The 20,556-nt window shown below is 53.6% G+C and carries 17 protein-coding genes; 14 read left to right on the forward strand and 3 right to left on the reverse strand.

What is annotated here, in order from left to right; translation table 11 throughout:
- Positions 1–2 precede the first annotated feature (2 nt).
- The 12 genes from purQ to JUF13_RS00200 all read left to right on the forward strand — a co-directional run bounded on the left by purQ (position 3) and on the right by JUF13_RS00200 (position 15,484).
- Entirely contained in the window at positions 3–692 is a 690-nt protein-coding gene (purQ, locus tag JUF13_RS00145) for a phosphoribosylformylglycinamidine synthase subunit PurQ (RefSeq protein WP_203637216.1), read from the forward strand.
- Entirely contained in the window at positions 676–2,895 is a 2,220-nt protein-coding gene (gene purL / locus JUF13_RS00150) for a phosphoribosylformylglycinamidine synthase subunit PurL (RefSeq protein WP_203637217.1), read from the forward strand. The genes purQ and purL overlap by 17 nt, the downstream gene beginning before the upstream one ends.
- Positions 2,880–4,313 carry an amidophosphoribosyltransferase gene (gene purF, locus JUF13_RS00155; protein ID WP_203637218.1) on the forward strand — a complete coding sequence of 478 codons (1,434 nt, stop codon included), beginning with the start codon at positions 2,880–2,882 and terminating at the stop codon, positions 4,311–4,313. The genes purL and purF overlap by 16 nt, the downstream gene beginning before the upstream one ends.
- A gap of 13 nt (positions 4,314–4,326) precedes the next feature.
- Positions 4,327–5,352, forward strand: coding sequence for a phosphoribosylformylglycinamidine cyclo-ligase (gene purM / locus JUF13_RS00160; protein WP_203637219.1), 1,026 nt, complete (start codon positions 4,327–4,329; stop codon positions 5,350–5,352).
- Positions 5,345–5,923 (forward strand): phosphoribosylglycinamide formyltransferase, encoded by a 579-nt coding sequence (purN, locus tag JUF13_RS00165; RefSeq protein WP_203637220.1) that lies wholly within the window; start codon positions 5,345–5,347, stop codon positions 5,921–5,923. The genes purM and purN overlap by 8 nt, the downstream gene beginning before the upstream one ends.
- A gap of 23 nt (positions 5,924–5,946) precedes the next feature.
- Positions 5,947–7,185, forward strand: coding sequence for a phosphoribosylamine--glycine ligase (gene purD / locus JUF13_RS00170; protein WP_203637221.1), 1,239 nt, complete (start codon positions 5,947–5,949; stop codon positions 7,183–7,185).
- Between the two features lie 217 nt (positions 7,186–7,402).
- Complete coding sequence (locus JUF13_RS00175) at positions 7,403–7,870, forward strand: arginine repressor (RefSeq protein ID WP_125763180.1); 468 nt, start codon at positions 7,403–7,405, stop codon at positions 7,868–7,870.
- A 176-nt stretch (positions 7,871–8,046) separates the two neighbouring features.
- Positions 8,047–10,140, forward strand: coding sequence for a PBP1A family penicillin-binding protein (locus JUF13_RS00180; RefSeq protein WP_203637222.1), 2,094 nt, complete (start codon positions 8,047–8,049; stop codon positions 10,138–10,140).
- An 88-nt stretch (positions 10,141–10,228) separates the two neighbouring features.
- On the forward strand, positions 10,229–10,573 hold the full coding sequence (locus JUF13_RS00185) for a YlbF family regulator (protein ID WP_125763176.1): 345 nt from the start codon (positions 10,229–10,231) through the stop codon (positions 10,571–10,573).
- Between the two features lie 90 nt (positions 10,574–10,663).
- The gene (locus JUF13_RS00190) at positions 10,664–11,878 is read left to right on the forward strand and encodes a metallophosphoesterase family protein (protein ID WP_203637223.1); all 1,215 of its coding nucleotides are present in this window, start codon (positions 10,664–10,666) and stop codon (positions 11,876–11,878) included.
- Positions 11,868–14,495 (forward strand): ATP-binding protein, encoded by a 2,628-nt coding sequence (locus JUF13_RS00195; protein WP_203637224.1) that lies wholly within the window; start codon positions 11,868–11,870, stop codon positions 14,493–14,495. Before JUF13_RS00190 ends, JUF13_RS00195 begins: the two co-directional genes overlap by 11 nt.
- A gap of 11 nt (positions 14,496–14,506) precedes the next feature.
- Positions 14,507–15,484, forward strand: a complete 978-nt coding sequence (locus JUF13_RS00200) for a 3'-5' exoribonuclease YhaM family protein (RefSeq protein WP_203637225.1) — start codon at positions 14,507–14,509, stop codon at positions 15,482–15,484.
- Between the two features lie 119 nt (positions 15,485–15,603).
- On the opposite strand, the gene JUF13_RS00205 is transcribed toward JUF13_RS00200, so the two are convergent.
- The 3 genes from JUF13_RS00205 to JUF13_RS00215 all read right to left on the reverse strand — a co-directional run bounded on the left by JUF13_RS00205 (position 15,604) and on the right by JUF13_RS00215 (position 17,421).
- Positions 15,604–16,527, reverse strand: a complete 924-nt coding sequence (locus JUF13_RS00205) for a peptidylprolyl isomerase PrsA (protein ID WP_203637226.1) — start codon at positions 16,525–16,527, stop codon at positions 15,604–15,606.
- A 112-nt stretch (positions 16,528–16,639) separates the two neighbouring features.
- Positions 16,640–16,960, reverse strand: a complete 321-nt coding sequence (locus JUF13_RS00210) for a hypothetical protein (RefSeq protein WP_203637227.1) — start codon at positions 16,958–16,960, stop codon at positions 16,640–16,642.
- 2 nt (positions 16,961–16,962) lie between these two features.
- A complete protein-coding gene (locus tag JUF13_RS00215) occupies positions 16,963–17,421 on the reverse strand; it encodes an HIT family protein (protein WP_203637228.1) in 459 nt (152 codons plus the stop codon).
- A 1,154-nt stretch (positions 17,422–18,575) separates the two neighbouring features.
- Between JUF13_RS00215 and JUF13_RS00220 the strand changes: the two genes are divergently transcribed.
- Both JUF13_RS00220 and JUF13_RS00225 read left to right on the forward strand, forming a co-directional pair.
- A complete protein-coding gene (locus JUF13_RS00220) occupies positions 18,576–19,310 on the forward strand; it encodes an ABC transporter ATP-binding protein (protein WP_203637229.1) in 735 nt (244 codons plus the stop codon).
- Complete coding sequence (locus tag JUF13_RS00225) at positions 19,307–20,533, forward strand: ABC transporter permease (protein ID WP_203637230.1); 1,227 nt, start codon at positions 19,307–19,309, stop codon at positions 20,531–20,533. Before JUF13_RS00220 ends, JUF13_RS00225 begins: the two co-directional genes overlap by 4 nt.
- The last annotated feature ends 23 nt before the right edge of the window (positions 20,534–20,556 follow it).

The following is a 20,556-nucleotide window of genomic DNA, read 5'->3' on the forward strand; positions in this document are numbered from 1 at the left end:
CCATGAAGTTTGCCATCCCCGTTTTTCCGGGTTCTAATTGCGACTATGATTTATTGAATGCCCTGCGTGATTGTCTACACACGCCGGCCGATTTAGTGCCCGCCACTACCACCGATTTGAGCGGCTATGATGCGGTCATTCTGCCCGGCGGATTTTCATACGGGGATTACCTGCGTAGCGGGGCGATTGCCCGTTTTGCGCCAGTGATGACGGCAGTGAAGGCCTTTGCCAACGCTGGCAAGCCGGTCATGGGTATCTGTAATGGTTTTCAAATTTTGACGGAGGCGGGCCTGTTGCCAGGTGCCTTACAGGCAAATGAATCATCCAAGTTTATTTGCCAAGTTAGCCCCCTACACGTCAGCAATACCCAAACCCGATTTACGACGGCCTATGCGCGTCATCAAGACATTAAACTACCGATTGCACATGGCGAGGGTAATTATTATTGTGATGACGCAACCCTAGCGGAATTAAAAGCACATAATCAGATTGTCTTTGAATACGTTGATAATCCCAACGGTAGTGTGGCGAACATTGCGGGAATTGTGAACCGTCGTGGCAACGTTTTGGGGATGATGCCCCATCCAGAACGGGCAGTTGAAACGATTCTGGGTTCCGTTGATGGGTTAGGAATTTTTGACTCATTGTTGATGAATCATGTACAGGGGGATGCGCATGTTGAAAACCGCTAAATTAACGCCGGAGGCTATCCGGGATACGCAAGCCTACCTGCAACTAGGCCTCACGACTGATGAGTATCACCTCATTTGTGAACAAGTCCTCCATCGGTTGCCCAATTATACTGAGGTCGGCCTTTTCTCGGGGATGTGGAGTGAACACTGTTCCTACAAGAACTCTAAACCAGTGTTGAAAAAGTTTTGGACCCAGGGTGATCACGTCTTAGCGGGTCCGGGCGAAGGGGCCGGCATCATTGATATTGGTGATGGCCAGGCCGTGGTCTTTAAGGCAGAAAGTCATAACCATCCGTCGGCAGTGGAACCCTATGAGGGGGCCGCAACCGGCGTGGGGGGCATCATCCGCGATATCTTTTCAATGGGGGCCAAGCCAGTTGCCTTGCTCGATAGCCTACGCTTTGGTGAACCCACGGATTCGGCAACGACGTATGTGATTTCGCAAGTCGTGGCCGGCATCGGGGGCTACGGCAACTGTATTGGGATTCCCACGATTGGTGGGGATATGGCATTTGATGCGTGTTATCAGAAGAATCCGCTAGTGAATGCCATGTGCGTTGGCCTCCTAAATCATGCAGACATGCAGAAGGGGCAGGCAACCGGGGTCGGCAATCAAATCATCTACGTTGGCGCCAAAACCGGTCGTGATGGCATCAATGGCGCGTCCTTTGCGTCGGCAGAATTCAATGATGCCAAGGAAACCCAGCGTTCGGCAGTTCAAGTCGGTGATCCATTCATGGAAAAACTGTTGATGGATGCCTGTCTAGAAGTGATTCACGAGCATCGTAACAGTCTGGTCGGGATTCAAGACATGGGCGCGGCCGGCTTGGTTTCCTCTTCAGCAGAAATGGCGTCCAAAGCGGGAAGTGGGCTTAAACTCAATTTGGACTTAGTGCCCCAACGTGAAACGGATATGACAGCGTTTGAGTTGATGCTGTCGGAATCACAAGAACGCATGCTGTTATGCATTAAGCAGGGCTCAGCGGCAGAAATTCGTGAAGTCTTTGATAAATATGGGTTAGATGCGGTGGTCATTGGTGAAGTCGTCCCGGGACATCAGTACCAGTTGGTGCATCACGGGGTGATAGAGGCCGATGTGCCAGTTGATGCGTTGGCGACGCAAGCACCGGTCTATCAACGAGAAAAGCGTCGTCCTCAGCGTCTGGACCAACAGTCTGCCACACAGTTTGTGCCGGTAATCCCAGATGTGACGGCCACACTCAAACAGCTATTACAGCAGCCCACGATTGCTTCCAAGCAGTCACTGTTTGAAACGTATGATTCACAAGTTCAGACCAACACAGTTGTCCGACCGGGTTCAGATGCCGGGGTGATTCGGATTCGCCAAACGGATAAGGCTCTGGCAATGACGACGGATGTGAATGGCCGTTACCTTCATCTCAACCCGCGTGTCGGTGGTGAGATGGCCGTGGCAGAGGCTGCTAGAAATATCGTTGCTTCGGGGGGCTTACCGCTGGGAATCACGGACTGCTTGAACTTTGGTAATCCAGAAAAGCCCGAACAATTTTACGACTTGGATGAGGCTGCCCAAGGAATCAGTCGCGCCTGCCAGCTGTTTAACACGCCAGTCATTTCGGGAAATGTGTCGTTGAACAATGAATCAAACGGCGAACCTATTTATCCAACCCCAATGATTGGGATGGTCGGGTTGATTAAGCATTTACGGGACGTGACGACGCAAGACTTCAAACGAGCTGGTGACAAGGTTTACGTGGTGGGTGCCACTCATGCCGACTTTAATGGAAGTGAGTGCCAGAAGATGTTGACGGGTCAAGTCAGCGGCAATCTGTTTGACTTTGACCTGGCGACGGAGCATCACCATCAAAAACTCGTCCTAGAAGCTATCCAAGCAGGACTAGTTGCCAGTGCCCACGATGTCTCTGAAGGGGGACTGATCACCACGATTGCTGAATCATGTTTTGGTGGCGACTTAGGGGTGACTTTGACCAGTCAACTGCCAGCCGTTCAGTTCTTTGCGGAAACCCAATCACGCTTTGTCGTGTCGGTAGCGCCGGAACATCAGGCAGCGTTTGAAGCCTTGATGCAAGAGACGGTCACTTATCTGGGAATCACGACAGCAGAAGACCGGCTATGGGTCAAAACAGCTGATCAGGCTTTTGATCTGCCCGTCAGCGAAGCAAAAAAGTTATGGGAAGGAGCGTTACCGTGTCTGTTGAAATAAAAGGCCTGAACGAAGAGTGCGGCGTCTTTGGCGTCTGGGGCTCACCGGATGCGGCCAAGCTCACCTACTTTGGCTTGCATGCACTGCAGCATCGGGGGCAAGAAGGGGCTGGGATTACCGCGAATAATGCGGGCCAGCTCCAGTCAGAACGGGGATTAGGTTTACTGGCCGATGTCTTTCGGGAACCGCGTCGCTTAGAGCGGTTGACCGGCACGGCTGCGGTTGGCCATGTGCGGTACGCCACTGCCGGCAACCACGGCATTGAAAACATTCAGCCACTGGAATTTAATTTCAGTGACGCCCAGTTTGCCTTAGCCCACAATGGCAATTTAACCAATGCCAAGACGTTGCGCCACCGGTTAGAAGCCGCCGGGGCCATTTTTCATGCCAGCTCGGATAGCGAAATTCTCATGCATCTGGTTCGCCGAAGTCAATCACCAACCCTGACCGGCCAATTAAAAGAAGCGTTACGTCAGGTTCACGGGGGCTTTGCGTACCTGTTATTAACGAATGATCGGTTGTTTGCGGCGTTAGACCCGAATGGTTTGCGGCCACTGGTTGTGGGTCAGTTGCCCACCGGGGGTTACGTGGTTTGTAGTGAGACGTGCGCGCTGGATGCCGTCGGTGCCAAGTTTATCCAGGATGTCCATCCGGGTGAGCTCCTAACGATTGATGATCAAGGACTGACCGTCGATCATTACACGACGGCGGGAAATTTAGCCATTTGTTCAATGGAATTCATTTACTTTGCCCGACCAGATTCCAATATTTATGGCGTTAACGTGCACTCGGCCCGGAAGCGAATGGGCATCCAATTAGCCAAGGAGCAACCGGTCGATGCAGATATTGTGGTGGGGGTGCCTAATTCCTCGCTGTCGGCCGCAACGGGGTACGCCGAAGCTAGTGGGCTACCGTATGAAATGGGGTTGATCAAGAACCAATATTCCTCGCGAACCTTCATTCAACCGACGCAAGCACTGCGAGAACAGGGGGTCCGGATGAAGTTGTCCGCCGTTCAAGGCGTGGTGGCTGGGAAACGGGTGGTTTTAATTGACGACTCAATTGTTCGTGGTACTACTTGCCAGCGAATTGTGAAGTTGTTAAAAGATGCTGGGGCCAGCGCCGTACACTTGCGCATTGCGTCACCGCCGCTACGCTTCCCGTGTTTCTACGGAATTGATATTCAGACCACCAAGGAATTAGTCGCCGCTCAGAAAACAATTCCAGAAATGTGTACCTCATTTGGGGCGGATTCACTAGGATTCTTGAGTGAACAGGGTGTGATTGATTCAGTGGGTCTGGACGTGGATGACCCGTATGGTGGACTGTGTATGGCCTATTTCAACGGGGACTATCCGACGCCGTTATACGATTACCAGGCAGAATTTGACGAAGAAATGCAGTGGCTAAAGAAGTAGGGAGGAAACAGGCATGAGTGAGGCCTACAAAAAGGCAGGTGTGGATCTAAACGCTGGCTATGAAGTACTGAAGACCGTGAAGGCATTGAGTGGTAACCGTCAGCTGGGAGCCTTTGGCGGTCTCTTTCCCCTAGCTGCCGATGCGGTCATGAATGAGCCAGTCCTGGTTGCCGGCACGGATGGTGTGGGAACCAAATTATTGGTGGCGATTGCTGCGCAACGTCACGAGACAATTGGTATCGATTTAGTCGCGATGTGTGTAAATGATATTCTGGCGCAAGGGGCTCGCCCCCAGTTTTTCTTAGACTACCTGGGCTTGGGCCACACTGATCAAGATCAAGTAGCAGCTATCATGAAAGGCGTGGTCACAGGCTGTCAAGAGGCCGACGTCGCGCTGATTGGCGGCGAAACGGCTGAAATGCCAGACATGTATGCGCACAGCCATTACGACCTCGCGGGCTTTGCGGTTGGGATTGCGGACCGGTCGGCCTTGCTCAATCCGAGTCAAGTTCGGGCTGGGGATGTGTTGATTGGGTTACCAGCCAATGGCTTACACGCCAACGGCTTCAGTCTGGTGCGGGATATCTTATTTAAACAGCATCATTTTTCACTCGACCACGTTTTTCCAACGGTGGGTCACGCTCTTGGCGAAGAACTATTACGACCCACTAAAATCTATGTCGGCAGCGTCTTGCCACTGTTACAACAAAAACTGGTTGCCAGTATCGCCCACATTACGGGCGGGGGGCTGATTGAAAATGTGGCCCGAGCCCTGCCGGAGAAGTTAAGCGCCCAATTTGAGTTGGGCACTTGGCCAGTCCCCCCAATCATGACCGTCTTAGCTGAGTTGGGGCAACTGACGGTAACGGATGTCCGCTCGACGTTTAACTTGGGCCTGGGAATGGTATTGGTTGTCCACCCAGAACAGGTCGCCTCGGTCCTAGCCAGCTTAGCCGCGGTTGATCAAGTCGCCTACCAAGTCGGCCAGGTCGTCACCGGTGAAGATCCAGTGACCTTTCGGGAGGCGACGGATGGTTAAACGCATTGCTGTTTTTGCTTCCGGCACTGGCACCAACTTTAGTGCGCTCCAGTCAGCCATTGTGGAACGAAAAATTCCAGCAGAAATTGTGTTGCTGGTTTGTGATCAAGCCGCTGCGCCCGTGATTAAGCGGGCCGAGGCGGTTGGCGTTCCCGTACTCGTGATTAACTACAAGGATTTTGCCACGAAGGCGGCTGCCGAGACGGTTATTTTAACCAGCTTGTATGCTCACCAGGTAGCGGCTATTCTACTGGCGGGTTACATGCGTATCGTGGGGAAAACCTTACTGACGGCTTACCCCCATCGCATTATTAATCTGCATCCCGCACTATTACCCAAGTTTCCGGGGAGACAGGGAATCGCAGACGCCTTTGCGGCCGGTGTGTCAGAGACCGGTGTGACGGTCCACTTTATTGATGCGGGCATCGATACGGGCCAAGTTATTCGCCAACAGCGGGTTTCCGTGGAGTCCGATGACACCTTGGCCAGCCTAACTGAACGTATTCATCAGATCGAACATGAGCTGTATCCAGATGTTTTAGCAGAATTGATTGCCACGAAGAAAATCTAAGCAAAAATGGAGGAGAGTCAACTATGGCAGAAGTTTTCGTCATCGGTAGCGGCGGCCGTGAGCATGCCATTGCCAAGGCACTATTGCGGAGTCCCCAGGTAACGACCGTTTTTTGTGCACCAGGTAATCCGGGGATGCAATTGGATCAGATTGAAACGGTTGCCATTGCTGAACTTGATTTTGCTAAATTGGTTGCCTTTGCCCAGCAGCATCAGGTTGCGTTAACGGTCGTGGGACCGGAAGTCCCGCTGGCTGCGGGTATTGTGGATTATTTCCAGGCGGCTGGGCTCCAAGTGTTTGGACCCAAACAGCAAACAGCACGGTTAGAGAGCTCCAAAGTCTTTGCCAAGACGTTTATGCGACGCCACGGGATTCCGACCGCTGATTACCAGTTGTTTGAAGACGTGACGACCGCGATTGCCTACAGTGATCAGGCCAGTCTGCCACAGGTGATTAAGGTGGATGGCCTGGCGGCGGGCAAGGGTGTCACGGTAGCGACGACACACCAAATGGCACAACAAGCCCTGCAAGCCGCTTTCTCAGCTGGCGGCCCCGTCTTGATTGAAGCCCATTTGACAGGCTTTGAATTTTCTCAGATGGTCTTTGTTGGCGGCGACCAGTATGGGCTGTTACCGACGGCTCAGGACCACAAACGCTTGTTGAATCAGGACAAGGGACCTAATACCGGGGGTATGGGGGCGTATTCACCCGTCCCGCAAGTGACCACTGACATCCTTCAAGAGACGGTCCAGAAGATTATTCAGCCCACAATTGATGGGTTGATGGCTGACAACCTGGCGTTTGCCGGAGTTCTGTACGTTGGGGGAATCGTGACGCCAACGGGGGTCCAAGTCATTGAATATAATCTGCGACTGGGGGACCCGGAAGCCCAGGTTTTACTCCCACAATTACAGAGCGATTTCTATCAGGTCATCGTCGACCTTTTAGAAGGCAAACAGCCGACTTTAGACTGGCAAACGACGGACACTTATTTAGGTGTGGTCTTAGCGGCACCGGGTTATCCCAGCAAGCCACAGCTGGGCGTACCCGTGCCGACCGTCGCCGGGGCGGATTATGCCAGCGTGAGCGGGACCCCCGACCAACTGATCAGTACCGGTGGTCGGGTCATGCTGGTGGCTGATCACGCAGCTGATTTAAAGACGGCACAGCGACGGGTCTACCATCAACTTGACCGGTTATCATTGGGGTCGTTGATTTACCGGACTGATATTGGGGACCATGGACTGAACGCGTCAGATTAGGGTCAATACTAGATAGAAAGCAAGCGAAGTTCCGGGTCGGCTACCAGCGGCACGAAACTTTTTCGTTTACCCAAAAGTCGGTAAATGAAATAAGCAAGGTTCTTTGCGTTAAAAACGAATATTTGGTACACTTACTTTATAAATATGCAGAGACATGTGGCCAAATTCCGCATCCTTTGTTATACTTAATGCAATTTTATGCGGGAGGGTCGTCGCCATGAAAAAAAGTATTCGCCAAGCGCGCATCGAGCAACTCATCAATCAGTATCCCATTGGGACTCAAGAAGAATTAATGGAACACCTGGAAGAGGTGGGTATTCAGGCGACTCAGGCCACCATCTCGCGGGATATCCGGGAAATGCAAATTGTTAAGGCCCAAGACGGCCACGGCCATTTGCGTTACACCATCTTCAAGGCGGGAAACCGGAGCGAAGAAGAGCATTTACGGGAAACGATTAACGAAGTCGTGACCGGCTTAACCCGGGTTGAATTCGTCAACATTTTGAAAACGCTGCCGAGTAACGGGAACCTATTGGCGGCCATCTTTGATGATTTGAATATGCCAGAGATTGCCGGAACCCTGGCCGGGCATGATACCATCTTCATCATCAGTCCGAACGCCGAGATTGCTGAAAAATTGCATGATGAAATCGCCGGTGAAATGAACCCAGAAATTGTGCACTAAATTTAGAAATGAACCGAGCGGTACCGGTCGAATTTGTCGGCTGAGTCCCGCTTTTTTGTTGCGCTGAATCGGTTAAGCTAATTTAAAGCTTGCTAAAGATTCAACTGAATGTCGGCTGATTGGCTGGACTATGCTAAAATAGGTCTATTACAATTGAGATAAGAAGAGGCTATTTTATGAATAACCAAGAACCTAATCAGAATTTTTGGTCGGGCTTCAGAGCTCGCTTCAAACGCTTCTGGCGGCGATTCCAACTGACACGTTGGTTAATCGTGATTTTTCTAACCATCATTTTGGTGGGGAGCGGCTACCTGACCTTTATGGCCAAGACTGCCAACGTTGGTGATCTGAAGGCTGCGCTGGAAAATCCCACGCAGATCTATGACCGTAAAAATAATAAGGCGGGGACCCTGTATTCGCAGAAGGGAACCTACGTGCCGTTGAAGAAAATTTCACCCAACATTCAGGGTGCGGTCATTTCGACCGAAGACCGTAATTTTTACAAGGAATACGGCTTTTCCTTCAAGGGGTATGCGCGAGCCTTCTACCTGTTTGCCAAAAATAAAGTGCTTCGGCGCGGCTACATTAGTGGTGGTGGGAGTACGTTGACCCAGCAACTGGTGAAGAACGCCTACCTAACGCAGGAGCAAACGTTTACGCGGAAGTTTAAGGAACTGTTCCTCTCCATTGAAGTGGAAAATGTTTATAGCAAAAAGGACATTCTCTCGATGTATTTGAACAACGCCTACTTTGGCAACGGAGTCTGGGGTGTTCAGGACGCTGCCGAACGCTACTTTGGCAAGACAGCGGCTAATTTATCCGTGCCCGAATCTGCGGTTTTGGCGGGGATGTTGACGTCACCGAGTGCCTACAACCCCGTTGACCATCCCCAAGCCTCGCGGTCACGGCGAAACGTGGTCCTGGGACTGATGGCGGAGACCGGCAGTATTTCCAGTGCCCAGGCCAAGCAGTATCAGGCCACTGCGTTGACCACCAGCGACACCTATAACTACAAGAATAGTTATAAGTACCCGTATTACTTTGACGCCGTGATCAATGAGGCCGTTAGTAAGTATGGGTTGACCGAATCGGAAATAATGAACAAGGGATATAAGATCTACACGTCCCTGGACCAGGCCAACCAGTCGCAAATGCAGACGCTCTTTAAAAATCCCAGTTATTTCCCAGCCAATGCCAGCGACGGGACCAAGGTCCAGGCCGCCAGCATTGCGATTGACCCCAACACGGGTGGGGTCGAGGCCGTCGTCGGCGGTCGGGGCCAGCACGTGTTCCGGGGCTACAACCGGGCCACGCAGATGCGGCGCCAACCCGGATCGACCATTAAACCGCTGGCCGTTTATACGCCAGCCCTGGAAAATGGCTACTACTATGATTCCGAATTGACCGATAAGAAACAGTCCTATGGGACCAATAAATATTCACCACACAACTATGGCAATCAGTACAGCGGTAAGGTGCCAATGTATCAGGCACTGGCGCAGAGTAAGAACGCGCCGGCCGTCTGGTTACTGAACAAGATTGGCGTGGACAAGGGGTATGACTCCGTCAAGAAGTTCGGTCTCCCCGTCACCAAGTCCGATAAGAACCTAGCGCTCGCGTTGGGTGGCTTGAAGACCGGGGTGTCCCCGCAACAGTTGGCCCAGGCCTACACGGCCTTTGCCAACAACGGGACCATGTCCTCGGCCCACTACATTCGCAAGATTGTCGACGCGTCCGGTAATGTGGTTGTGGACACGTCCGACTCCGCGGCCAAGAAGACCAAGGTCATGTCCAGCAAGACCGCTAAGCAGATGACCAGCATGATGATGGGCGTCTTCAACTACGGGACCGGGGTCAGCGCCAAGCCTTACGGGTACACGATTGCCGGGAAGACCGGGAGCACCGAAGCCGATGGTGATTCCGATGCGACCCGGGACAAATGGATCGTCGGCTATACGCCGGACGTGGTCGTGGCCACCTGGGAAGGCTTTGACAACACCAGTAGCAAGCACCATTTGGAAAATGTCAGTGGTACCGGTGAAGGTCCACTTTACCAGGCCGAAATGCAGAGCATCCTGCCGAACACGAAGGGAACTGCCTTCAACACCAAGGACGCCTCGACGATTGCCAAGGCCGAAAACAATGGCAGCAGTTCTAGCGACGGCAGTGACGTTTGGGATTCCGTGCAAAAGGGCATCGATAACGCCGGCAAGTCCTTCAGCGACGCCGCCAATACGGTGAAGTCGTGGTGGAATTCCATTGTCAATTAGCCAAAAGTGGGTGGGATGAAAGCGCCTAACATGTTACAATAGACTTTGTATTGTAAATGGGCGTCACGCCCACTGAGGAGGAAACGTAATGGCTGACAAGATGGTAGAGCTGGGCGAACAAGTGACCCAAGCGCTCAAAGATTCAGATCAATTCAAAGCACTGCAAACGGCATTTAACGAGATGAAGGCAGACGCCGACACCTACAAGCTGTTCAAAGACTTTCAAAAGATTCAACTGGACTTGCAACAAAAGCAAATGTCTGGTCAACAATTAACAGACGATGAAATGAAGCATGCCCGTGAGGTTGCCGACCAAGTTGGCAAGATCGACGCCGTTAAGAACTTAATGGAAGCCGAACGCGGTGTCAACTCCATGTTGAACCAATTAAACAAAACGATTACGCAACCCATTCAAGATATTTACGCGGGTTAAGCATCAGTCAATCGTCGGCGCAACCACTCACTTTGGGAGGTCGGTGCGCCGACGATTTTTTGTTCGACCCAGTTAATCGGGAGGAAACTCATGAAATTTATTCACGCAGCTGATTTACATTTAGATAGTCCCTTTCTGGGATTGACGACCCTCCCCAGTAGCTTACTGACGACCGTGCGGCAATCAACCTTTACGGCGGCGACGCGGGTCTTTGACCGGGCCATTGCCGAGCAGGTCGACTTTGTGTTGCTTGCGGGGGACCTGTTTGACCGGGCGGAACAAAGCGTGGCGGCGCAGGCCTATCTGTTTCAACAATTTGACCGGTTAAACGACCACCATATTCCCGTCATTATTAGTTTTGGGAATCATGATTACCTGGCCGACCGGCACCAGACCGTGAACTATCCGGCCAACGTGACGGTTCTGGGCCCGAACGTGACCACCCACACGTTGACGCTGGCCTCCGGTGAGACCGTGGCGGTGAGTGGCTTCAGCTACCCCGAGCGGTGGGTGCCCACGGATCAGGTGGCCGATTTTCCGGCTCACGCTGAGACGCAGTGGCACATTGGCATGCTACACGGTGCCGTGGCCACGGGAACCAGCGACCATTACGCCCCGTTTCACGTGGCCGATTTATTGGCCAAACGCTATGATTACTGGGCGTTAGGGCACATTCACCACCGGCAATTTCTGGCGGAACAGCCCCCAATCCTATACGCCGGTAACACGCAGGGACGCAGCATCAACGAAACGGGTGAGAAGGGCGCCTACCTGGTGACCAGTCAAGCCGGTAAATTGGTGCCGGAATTCTTCCCCACCGCCGAAATTCTCTGGGATGCCGCCACGTTAACGTCCACGGCCACCGACTTGCCCCAGCTGACGACCGACCTGACGGCATGGCTCACCACTAACACCGCCGCACAAGCCACGTTGACCGCGGTAACCGTGAGTGGCGCCGCGTTGACGGGGGCCGACTTGACCAGTTTTAACAATGGTGAGTGGTTGGCCCTCTATCAACGAACCCACGCCCGCCAATTGAAGGCGGCCCAACGCTACCTGATTGGCGTCAAGCTCGCGACCAATCAAGCGCAACCGGTCGCGCCCCAGTTGGATCAAGCCTACTGGGAGCAGGGGGCGGCGGCAATCTTTACCGCAGATAATTTACAGACAACTTTTGGCAAATTAGCCCAAGATCCGGCGTTAGCCGAGTGGTTTGTGCAGCCCGAAACGGCCACGCAGGTCCACGCGCAGGCCGAAGCACTCTTGGCGGAATTGATGGGAGAGGAGGCACACGATGAAGCTTAAGCGCTTGACGATTTACGGCTTTGGCCATTTTCACGACCGAACCTTTGACTTGACGGACGGCCTCAACTTTTTAGTGGGCCCCAACGAAGCCGGCAAGTCGACCCTGACCCAATTTATCACGGCCATTCTCTTTGGCTTTCCGACCAAGAAACATCCCGAGTTGCGGTACGAACCGCTCGACGGCAGTCGTTTTGGCGGCGAAATTCAGTTCGTTCAGGCGGACGCCACCTATACCGTCACCCGAACGGCGGGGCCTCACGGGGGCAAGGTCACGCTACATAACGACACCACGGATCTGACGCTACCGGCCAACAACCTGGCGAGCCTCCTAGCACCGGTGGACCAACAACTGTTCACCAGCGTGTACGCCATCAACGAGCCCCGGCTCGGTCAAGTCTTCGCGGCCTCCAAGCAGGAGCTGATTGACCGTCTGCGACACGTGGGGGCGGTCGGCAGTGACTTTTGGCTGACGCAGGCCCATCAGTTGGACCAGCAGGCCGATAGTCGCTACAAGCCGCAGGGGCGCAATCCCATTTTGAATCAACAATTACAGGCACACCGCGAGCTGACGGACAAATTAGCCAAGGCGGATGCGGCCTACGGGACCTACTGGCAGTTGTTACAGGAACAACAGAACCTACGCCAGCAGCAGTCCCAAACGCAGGACCAGCTGGCGCAACAACGCCAAGTCACGGCGCAGTTAACCCAGCAGGCGGCCAGTTGGCCCGCGTTTGCGGAATGGCAACGACTCGGTCACTTGGCCGACCAGCCCGTCCCCAGTGGCTTTAGTGCCGATGACGCCACGCAGCTTGAACAGTTGCGGGGGCAGGTCACGGCAACGGAAAAGGTCCTGACCGCTGATCAACAGCGCGTCCAGGACCTCCAACAAACGGCACAGTTGCCACCGCTATTTCAGGAATACTTACCAGTTGCCGCCCAGGTCGATCCGTTGCTGGCCCAACTGCCAGCCGTGCAACAGGCGGCTCAGACACAACAGCAGTTAGCCGCGCAGCAACGTGACCTACAGCAACGGTCGACCGCCCTGGAAACCCAGTACGCAGTCGGCGGGCAGATGCCGCGGCCATTTTCACTGGCGACCCTGCAACAAGTCAAAGACCTACAGGAACGCTTGACCGCCGCCAATCAGAAACGCCGGCGTATCCAGCAACACCTCAATCAGCTGAATGAACGCTACCAGCAACAGCAGCCGACCCGTCAGCAGCAACGCAACCCACTGGCCGACAAGCAATTGATTTGGTTGGCCGTGGGACTCGTGGTCCTGATTGGCTCGCTGCTCTTGCCCGGGACACTGTTCAAGTTGGTGGGGGCCCTGTGTGGGGTCGCCGTCGGGTACTACGGCGTCTTTCAGGTCGACAGCAGTACGCCGGCCAGCCGGGAGCTCGAGGACCTAACGGCTGATATTCGGGATAACCAGGCGCAGTTGCGCGAGGGGGGCCACCTCGTCGATGACCTGACCAATCAGTTAGACGTCATCGGAGACGCCCACGGCCTGGGAAACGTGCCGTTAGCTCAGTGGTCGGCCGCTCAGACCGCCATTGCGGAGTGGGAACGTTTATCTCGGCAAATGGAGTCGCAGGGCGCCCAATTGGCCAAGGCCAAGCAGACGGTCGCGGATTTCCTCACGGCGGTCGGGCAGGTCTTGCCCTCGCTGGCGACTAGCAATTTTGCCACGGTCGCCACGCAACTGGCTGATCTACAGGCACGCCAACAGGCCAGCCAGACCCAATCGGGCGAACTGGCCAGTCTGACGGCACGTCTCCGCACGGATCAACGCGCCGCGGACGAGGCCAGTCATGCGTTGGCCACCTTCCTGAGCACACGAAATCTGCGGAGTGTCGCGGCCTTTTATGAACGCTACCAGGCTCAACGTGAACGACAGAACCAGGAACAACAACGCACGACATTGGCCCAGCAAATCGGGGCGGCCAACCTGACGGCCTTACAACAGGTCGCTGATCAGGCGGCCCTGACCGGTTCCGTGACCCAAGCGCAAACACAGCAGGCACAGCTCCAACAGACGCTGGATCAAGCCACGACGCAGTTGGCCACCTTAGCCGGGCAACTGGCTCATTTGACGGCCAGCGGCACCCAAGCCACGTTGCGCCAACGTCTGGCGAATTTGGAAACGCAAATGGTGGCCACGACCCAGGAGTGGCTGGTGCAACGCCTGACCAGTCAATGGATCAGTGCGACGTTGGCCGCGGCTTCCGGTGACCGACTCCCACAAATTGTGGCCCAGGCCAGCAAATTATATGGCAAATTAACGGAAAACCGGTATACTGAAATTGAACTGACCGCGACGACTTTACGGGTACGGCGAGCCGACGGGGCATGGCGCAACGTCGGTCAGCTTTCCCGGGGAACCGCGGAACAGCTAGATTTGGCCGTGAAACTGGCGTTTGCCATCGTCATGCAGCAACAGGTCGCCATGCCGTTGCTGATCGACGATGGGTTCGTCAACTTTGATGCGGACCGGCGCCAAGCCGCGTACGCTTTATTGACGGAGATTAGCCAGACCGTTCAAATCATTTTCTTGACGGCAGATACGGCCGTTGAACGGTTAAACACGGGAAACTTAATTCGGTTAAATGACTAGGAGGGACATATATGGCGGCAACGAAACAACTAATGGACTATGGGGTCGACGAAGCCGTTGACCTCTTCGTCCTCCTGAAGTCGGCGGACGTCCGCACGGCCAAGAACGGGAAGCAATACATCGCGCTGGTCTTCGAGGACCAGTCGGGTGAAATCTCTGGGAAATACTGGGACGCCTCACCGGACGACACGGAAAACTACGTGGCCGGCCGGGTCGTGCACCTACAGGGGAAGCGGGAGAATTACCAAACGCACCCGCAAATCAAGATTTTCCATTTGCGTTTGACACACGCGGGCGAGCCAAGTGACCCCAACGCCTTCATTGAACAGGCGCCCATGTCACGCGCGGAGATGGAAGAGTACATCACCCAAACCATTTTTGAAATCACGCAGCCAACCTGGAATCGGCTCGTTCGCAAGCTGATTGCGGAGTACGCGGATAAATTTTACACGTACCCGGCCGCCAAGAGTAACCACCACGCATTCCAAGGTGGCTTGGCATTCCATACGATTTCCATTTTGAAATTGGCACACGCGGTCGTGAAGCAGTATTCGGACCTGAACGCGCCGTTGCTATTCGCCGGAGCCATCCTGCATGACCTGGGCAAGACGATTGAACTGTCCGGTCCCAAGTCGACGGTCTACACGCTGGCCGGCAACCTGGTCGGGCACATCGTGTTGATCGATGGGGAACTGGTCCGGGCCTGCGACACGCTGAAGCTTGATCCACAGGCCGAGGACGTGCTGCTACTCCGGCACATGATTCTCAGTCACCACGGGTTGCTGGAGTACGGCTCACCGGTACGGCCAGCCTTGCGCGAGGCGGACGTCTTACATCAATTGGACGAACTCGATGCCTCCATCATGATGCTCGACACGGTCGTGGCCCACACGGAACCCGGTGAATTCTCCGAACGGGTCTTCGCCATGGACGGCCGTCGGTTCTACCGACCATCCAGCACCACGCCGCAACCACCAACTGAAGACTAATGCCAAATAGGGCGTCGCCAATCTCTCACACGGGAGACTGGCGGCGTCCTTTTTAAGCTGTTACGGCAAACAAAAAGGGCGCCGACCAAATGATCGGTGCCCCAAACGGAAACGTTTAATTATTTAGATGAAGCTGATGATGACGTCTTAGAACTTGAGCTAGTTGAGAGGTAGTCGGAAAGGATGTTCTTCAAGTCGTTATCCTTGATAGAAACGTTACCCTTCTTCAAGACCTTGGCAACCACGTTGTGCAGAACGGTGCTATCGTTCATGTCGTTGTCAATGATTTGCTTCTTCAATTCAGCCTTGTGTTCGTTGATTGTGCCCTTACCAGGGTTCTTCAACATCAAGATGACGTGGTAACCGTATTGCGTCTTAACAGGCGTAGTGGTGTATTCGTCAGTTGATAACTTGAAGGCAGCCTTCTTAAAGGTTGCGTCCAGGGAAGTGTCGGTGCTATCGAAGGCACTCAACTTACCACCCTTGTTCTTAGTAGCCGTATCAGTGGAGTACTTCTTAGCTAACTTCGTGAATTCGCTAGTCAAGTTGCTCTTCTTGGTACCCTTCAAGTCACTGATAACCGTGTTGGCAGTTGACTTCTTAGATACTAAGATGTGGGCAACAGTGACCTTTGGTTGGTAACTCTTGAATTGCTTCTTGAGTTGCGCGTCACTAACCGTCACATTATCCTTAACGGCTTCCTTCAAAAGTAAGTTCGAACGGATTTCAGTCTTTAAGCTGGATTCCGTCATCCCACTTTGGGAAAGAACGCTCTTGAATGATGAACCGTATTGTGATTTGTAGGTATTGAATTGCTTGGTAACTGCAGACTTGCTGACCTTGCTACCGTATTGCTTTTCCAAGACCTTGTTCAAAATCATTTGTTGCAAGACTTGCTTACCAGAAGAGGTACCCTTTAAACTGCTGTAGTACGCACTTTCGGTAATCTTACCACCGTTAGTGGTGGCAACGGTTTGGCTGCCGCAACCGGCCAGTGTTACAGTCAGTAACAAGCCAGCGAAGGCGATAAACCATTTCTTCATATTCCTCAACACATCCATTCATCAAAATTGGTGCAAGCACCATACTCAAACATCATAACACAAATAGTGGCAAACCGAAAAAGGTCGGCAAAGCTTTACAAAAAGTTCAAAATTACTCGCCAGCGTGTTCATCCAAAATTTCTTGAATCGCTGAGACCCGCGGGGCAATCTTAAACGCAAACTTATCGACGTCGGTCTGAATGTCATCCAAAACCGGCTGGGCAGCGGTCAGGGCTGCCGTTAATCCGGTTGCGCGTTGTGCCACGCGGTCCTTGGCTTGACGAATATCATCAATTTGTGCGGCCGTGTGCTGGGCTTGTTGTTTGACATTCTTGCCCCAGGTGAGGGGGGCTTGCTTCGTGAGGGTTAGGTAGGCTGCCAAACCAACGCCGACAGCGAGGGTGGTGCCCGTTAGAAAACGACCAAGTCCCATAATTAACCCTCCAATTGTGCTTTGATTTTTTCTTGGATCGCAGCGTAGTCGGCGGGGGTGTAATTGCCGGAGTTGTCTTTGAAAATCATCTTGAAGTCATCCTGATCGGTGTAGCGAGGAACCAGATGAATGTGGGAGTGGAAAACGGATTGGTAAGCCACTTTCCCATTATTGTTTAAAATGTTCATCCCGGTGATGGCAGGGTCGGAAGCCTTAACGGCGCGCGCAATCTTAGGAATCCGGGAGAAGACGGCGGCAGCGAGGTCGGCGTCGTAAGCAAAGATATCTTGAACGTGGGTCTTCGGAATCACCAACGTATGGCCGGGCGTCCCTTGCGAGATATCCAGAAATGCCTTCACGATGTTGTCTTCGTAAACCGTGTAGCTGGGGATGTCCCCGGTTAAGATTTTACAAAAGATACAGTCGTCAGCGTAGTGTGGTTCTAGGGTCATTTGATCCATGAAAACTCCTTCTTTCACTTCGATTTCCCTCATTATACACCATTGCTCCGGGGACCCCAACCAACGATACAAGCGTGGACCCGGTCCGGACAGGCCAACTCCACCTGCGTCAGTTCAGACCCGCCCCCCTATGGGGACCGACCGAAGCCAAGAATCGGTCTTCGGTCTTGCTTTTGAGCCTGAGGATCGGTCTCAAAAGACATCCCGTGCTGTAAGCCGCTCCGGACAGGTCAACTCCACCTGCGTCAGTTCAGACCCGCCCCCCTGTGGGGACCGACCGAAGCCAAAGAGCGGTCTTCGGTCTTGCTTTTGAGCCTGAGGTCCGGTCTCAAAAGGCATCCCGTGCTGTAAGCCTGAGAAAATGCTCAGACTAACACCACCGACACAGGGGGGACGGGTCTGACTGCCTCCGGCTCCGTTGACCTGTCCGGAGCTGACACTGGTGTCGTTTGGGGTATCTGAGAGTGGTGTATATATGGTCGAGATGTGCTATGACCGCTGAGTGACAGAGCGTTAGTGATTACTTTTGCAACGAAGCGGGACAGTTCGCCAGATGAAATCGGTTCGTCGGTGTCTAGTTTTTTGGTCTACTTTAGTAGAGAAGCAGTAGGATCAAACGGCTGCTCCCACCTCAAGTAGGACAACGTAAAGTGGTGAAGACAATTATCGTTAATTAAGGTAGAGGTGCATATCAAACAGAAACTGACCGATTATCCCATCCGTGGCCGGGGTTTACGCCCACCTTGTTGGCGGGGTGGGACCTAGCCCTTGACCTTGACCCTAAGCTCCAAGCCAAAAGAAAGGGCAACGCACAATCAGAGCCGGAGGAAGCCAGGTACGGAGACGGCTGTGTCGGTGGTGTTGGCTGAGGGTCTTTCTCAGCCTACAGCACGGGACGACTTTGGAAACTCGCGACCCTAAGCGAGGTTTCAAAGCGAGGTGCAGGACCGCTCCTCAGGCCGGAACCGTTCCCCACAGCAGGCGTAGTACCTGGAAGCCGCAGGCGGCCAATGTCAGGTGTCCTTAATCTTTTGACTTTAAGGGCTAAAGGGCTAAGGGTCTTAGGGCCCCACCCGCCAACAAGATAAAAGCAACCCTAAGGCCACGTATGGTATAATAGGGCGGTTAATTCAAAGGAAATGAAGGGATGCATAATGGCACTAGAAGTCAGCCATGTCGTGGGTGGTTACTCACAAATTCCCGTCTTAAAAGATATCAGTTTTGACGTTAAAGACGGTGAATTAGTTGGGCTCATTGGATTGAACGGGGCCGGGAAGTCGACCACGATTAATCACGTGATTGGCCTACTGACCCCCCACAAAGGGAAAATCAGTCTGAACGGTGTGACTATCGATCAGGATAGCCAAGCCTACAAACAACAGATTGCTTATATTCCCGAAACGCCGGTGCTCTATCAGGAGCTCACGTTGCGAGAACATTTGGAAATGACCATGATGGCCTATGATCTGGACCAGGAGAAGGCCTGGGTCACGGCCCATGAATTGTTAAAGACGTTCCGTTTAGACAACAAGCTTGACTGGTTCCCCGCCAACTTTTCCAAGGGGATGAAGCAAAAGGTCATGATCGTCTGTGCCTTTTTGACCCAAGCCAAGCTGTTTATCATTGACGAACCCTTCCTGGGCCTGGATCCACTGGCCGTCAATGACCTCTTAAACTTAATCGAAGCCCGTAAGAAGACCGGGGCCAGCATCCTGATGTCGACCCACGTGTTGGACACGGCCCAACGGTACTGTGACCGCTTCGTGCTCTTGCACGATGGCCAGGTCAAGACCGAAGGCACCCTCAGTGAATTGCAAGCCGCTCTTCCGGAAGCGGGGGAATCGCTGAATGATATTTACCTGTCGATGACCAAGGTCGACCGCGCATGAAAGATTTATTCAAGAACCGGCTACAGCGCCATCTCCGGGAAATGGCCAAGTATTTGCGGCTGGTGTTCAATGATTTCTTCGTCTTTGCGTTATTATTCTTCATGGGTGGCCTGGGATTGGGCTACTCCAACATTTTAAAATCGTTAAAGCCGGGCCTGTGGTGGGCGCCACTGGTTGCCTTACTGGTGCTGGTCATCGTGGCTCAGATTGGTCGGTTCGCAACCTTGATTGAGGATGCCGACCGCGTCTTTCTCCTGCCAAAGGAGCGGGCGATGCACGATTACTTCGTGGCCGCGCGGCGCTACAGCCAGTTTCTGGCGCAGTGTACGCAGGTCATCACGCTGTTCATTCTGGCACCATTTTTGAGCGTGGCCCTGCACTGGACCGTGGCTAAGATTCTGATCCTGGCGGTGGCTCAAATCGTCTTGAAGGATAGCCTCCTTCGGTTGGACCTGGCCAGTGCCTACCAGGTGACCGGGCAACGCCGGATGAACCAGTGGGGATTCAAGTGGCTCCTGGCCATCGTCGTGATTGCCAGCGGCCTGTGGGTCACGCCTTACGTGGCCTTGGCGCTGGCGCTCGTCGCTGATGGGGCAGTTGCCGTTTGGTTCCAACAACACTGGCAAAAGCAACAGATTCGTTGGCGCGAGCAGATCAAGCTCGAAGACAACCGGATGCTGGGCATTTACCGCTTCTTCAATCTCTTTACGGAGGTGCCCATGGTTTCGGGCACCATCAAGCGGCGGCGTTACCTGGACTGGCTGTTTACCGGGATCAAACCCAAGCATAGTCAAACGTACCTGTATCTGTTTAGCCGCGGGATGGTCCGGGGCACCGATTTCAGTGGGTTGGTCGTTCGCCTGACGGTTATCGGCATGCTCCTGCTGTACTTCGTGCGCGGGCAGTGGTTGCCCGTCTTCCTGGCGGCTCTGTTCATCTACCTGATTGGCTTCCAGCTTCTGCCATTCTTCCAGCAATACGACGACGTGGTCTTCACGCACGTCTATCCCATCCTGCCAGAGTTTCGGCTCAAGAGTTTCGTCAAATTGGTCACGCTGATTCTCAGCACGGCGGCGCTCCTATTGTGGGTGGTTGTCGTGATTGCCAATCGGGAGTTAGAAACGGCGGGGATCACCCTGCTGGTCGAGGCCGTCGAAGTTTGGTATCTTGCTAGAATCTACACGCCGCAACGGTTAGCGCGCGCCGATAAAAATAAGGCTTGACGTGGCCGCCATTTCCCCATAGA

This window comes from Levilactobacillus wangkuiensis, assembly GCF_016861605.1.
Lineage (GTDB): Bacteria > Bacillota > Bacilli > Lactobacillales > Lactobacillaceae > Levilactobacillus > Levilactobacillus wangkuiensis.

What these genes read in the sequence shown, in the direction of transcription:
- JUF13_RS00225 (WP_203637230.1), top strand. Translation starts at nt 19,307, where the DNA reads ATGAAAGATTTATTCAAGAACCGGCTACAGCGCCATCTCCGGGAAATG.
- JUF13_RS00220 (WP_203637229.1), top strand. Translation starts at nt 18,576, where the DNA reads ATGGCACTAGAAGTCAGCCATGTCGTGGGTGGTTACTCACAAATTCCC.
- purQ (WP_203637216.1), top strand. Translation starts at nt 3, where the DNA reads ATGAAGTTTGCCATCCCCGTTTTTCCGGGTTCTAATTGCGACTATGAT.
- JUF13_RS00205 (WP_203637226.1), bottom strand. Translation starts at nt 16,527, where the DNA reads ATGAAGAAATGGTTTATCGCCTTCGCTGGCTTGTTACTGACTGTAACA.
- JUF13_RS00195 (WP_203637224.1), top strand. Translation starts at nt 11,868, where the DNA reads ATGAAGCTTAAGCGCTTGACGATTTACGGCTTTGGCCATTTTCACGAC.
- JUF13_RS00180 (WP_203637222.1), top strand. Translation starts at nt 8,047, where the DNA reads ATGAATAACCAAGAACCTAATCAGAATTTTTGGTCGGGCTTCAGAGCT.
- JUF13_RS00190 (WP_203637223.1), top strand. Translation starts at nt 10,664, where the DNA reads ATGAAATTTATTCACGCAGCTGATTTACATTTAGATAGTCCCTTTCTG.
- purN (WP_203637220.1), top strand. Translation starts at nt 5,345, where the DNA reads ATGGTTAAACGCATTGCTGTTTTTGCTTCCGGCACTGGCACCAACTTT.
- purM (WP_203637219.1), top strand. Translation starts at nt 4,327, where the DNA reads ATGAGTGAGGCCTACAAAAAGGCAGGTGTGGATCTAAACGCTGGCTAT.
- purL (WP_203637217.1), top strand. Translation starts at nt 676, where the DNA reads ATGTTGAAAACCGCTAAATTAACGCCGGAGGCTATCCGGGATACGCAA.
- JUF13_RS00200 (WP_203637225.1), top strand. Translation starts at nt 14,507, where the DNA reads ATGGCGGCAACGAAACAACTAATGGACTATGGGGTCGACGAAGCCGTT.
- JUF13_RS00185 (WP_125763176.1), top strand. Translation starts at nt 10,229, where the DNA reads ATGGCTGACAAGATGGTAGAGCTGGGCGAACAAGTGACCCAAGCGCTC.
- purD (WP_203637221.1), top strand. Translation starts at nt 5,947, where the DNA reads ATGGCAGAAGTTTTCGTCATCGGTAGCGGCGGCCGTGAGCATGCCATT.
- JUF13_RS00210 (WP_203637227.1), bottom strand. Translation starts at nt 16,960, where the DNA reads ATGGGACTTGGTCGTTTTCTAACGGGCACCACCCTCGCTGTCGGCGTT.
- JUF13_RS00175 (WP_125763180.1), top strand. Translation starts at nt 7,403, where the DNA reads ATGAAAAAAAGTATTCGCCAAGCGCGCATCGAGCAACTCATCAATCAG.
- JUF13_RS00215 (WP_203637228.1), bottom strand. Translation starts at nt 17,421, where the DNA reads ATGGATCAAATGACCCTAGAACCACACTACGCTGACGACTGTATCTTT.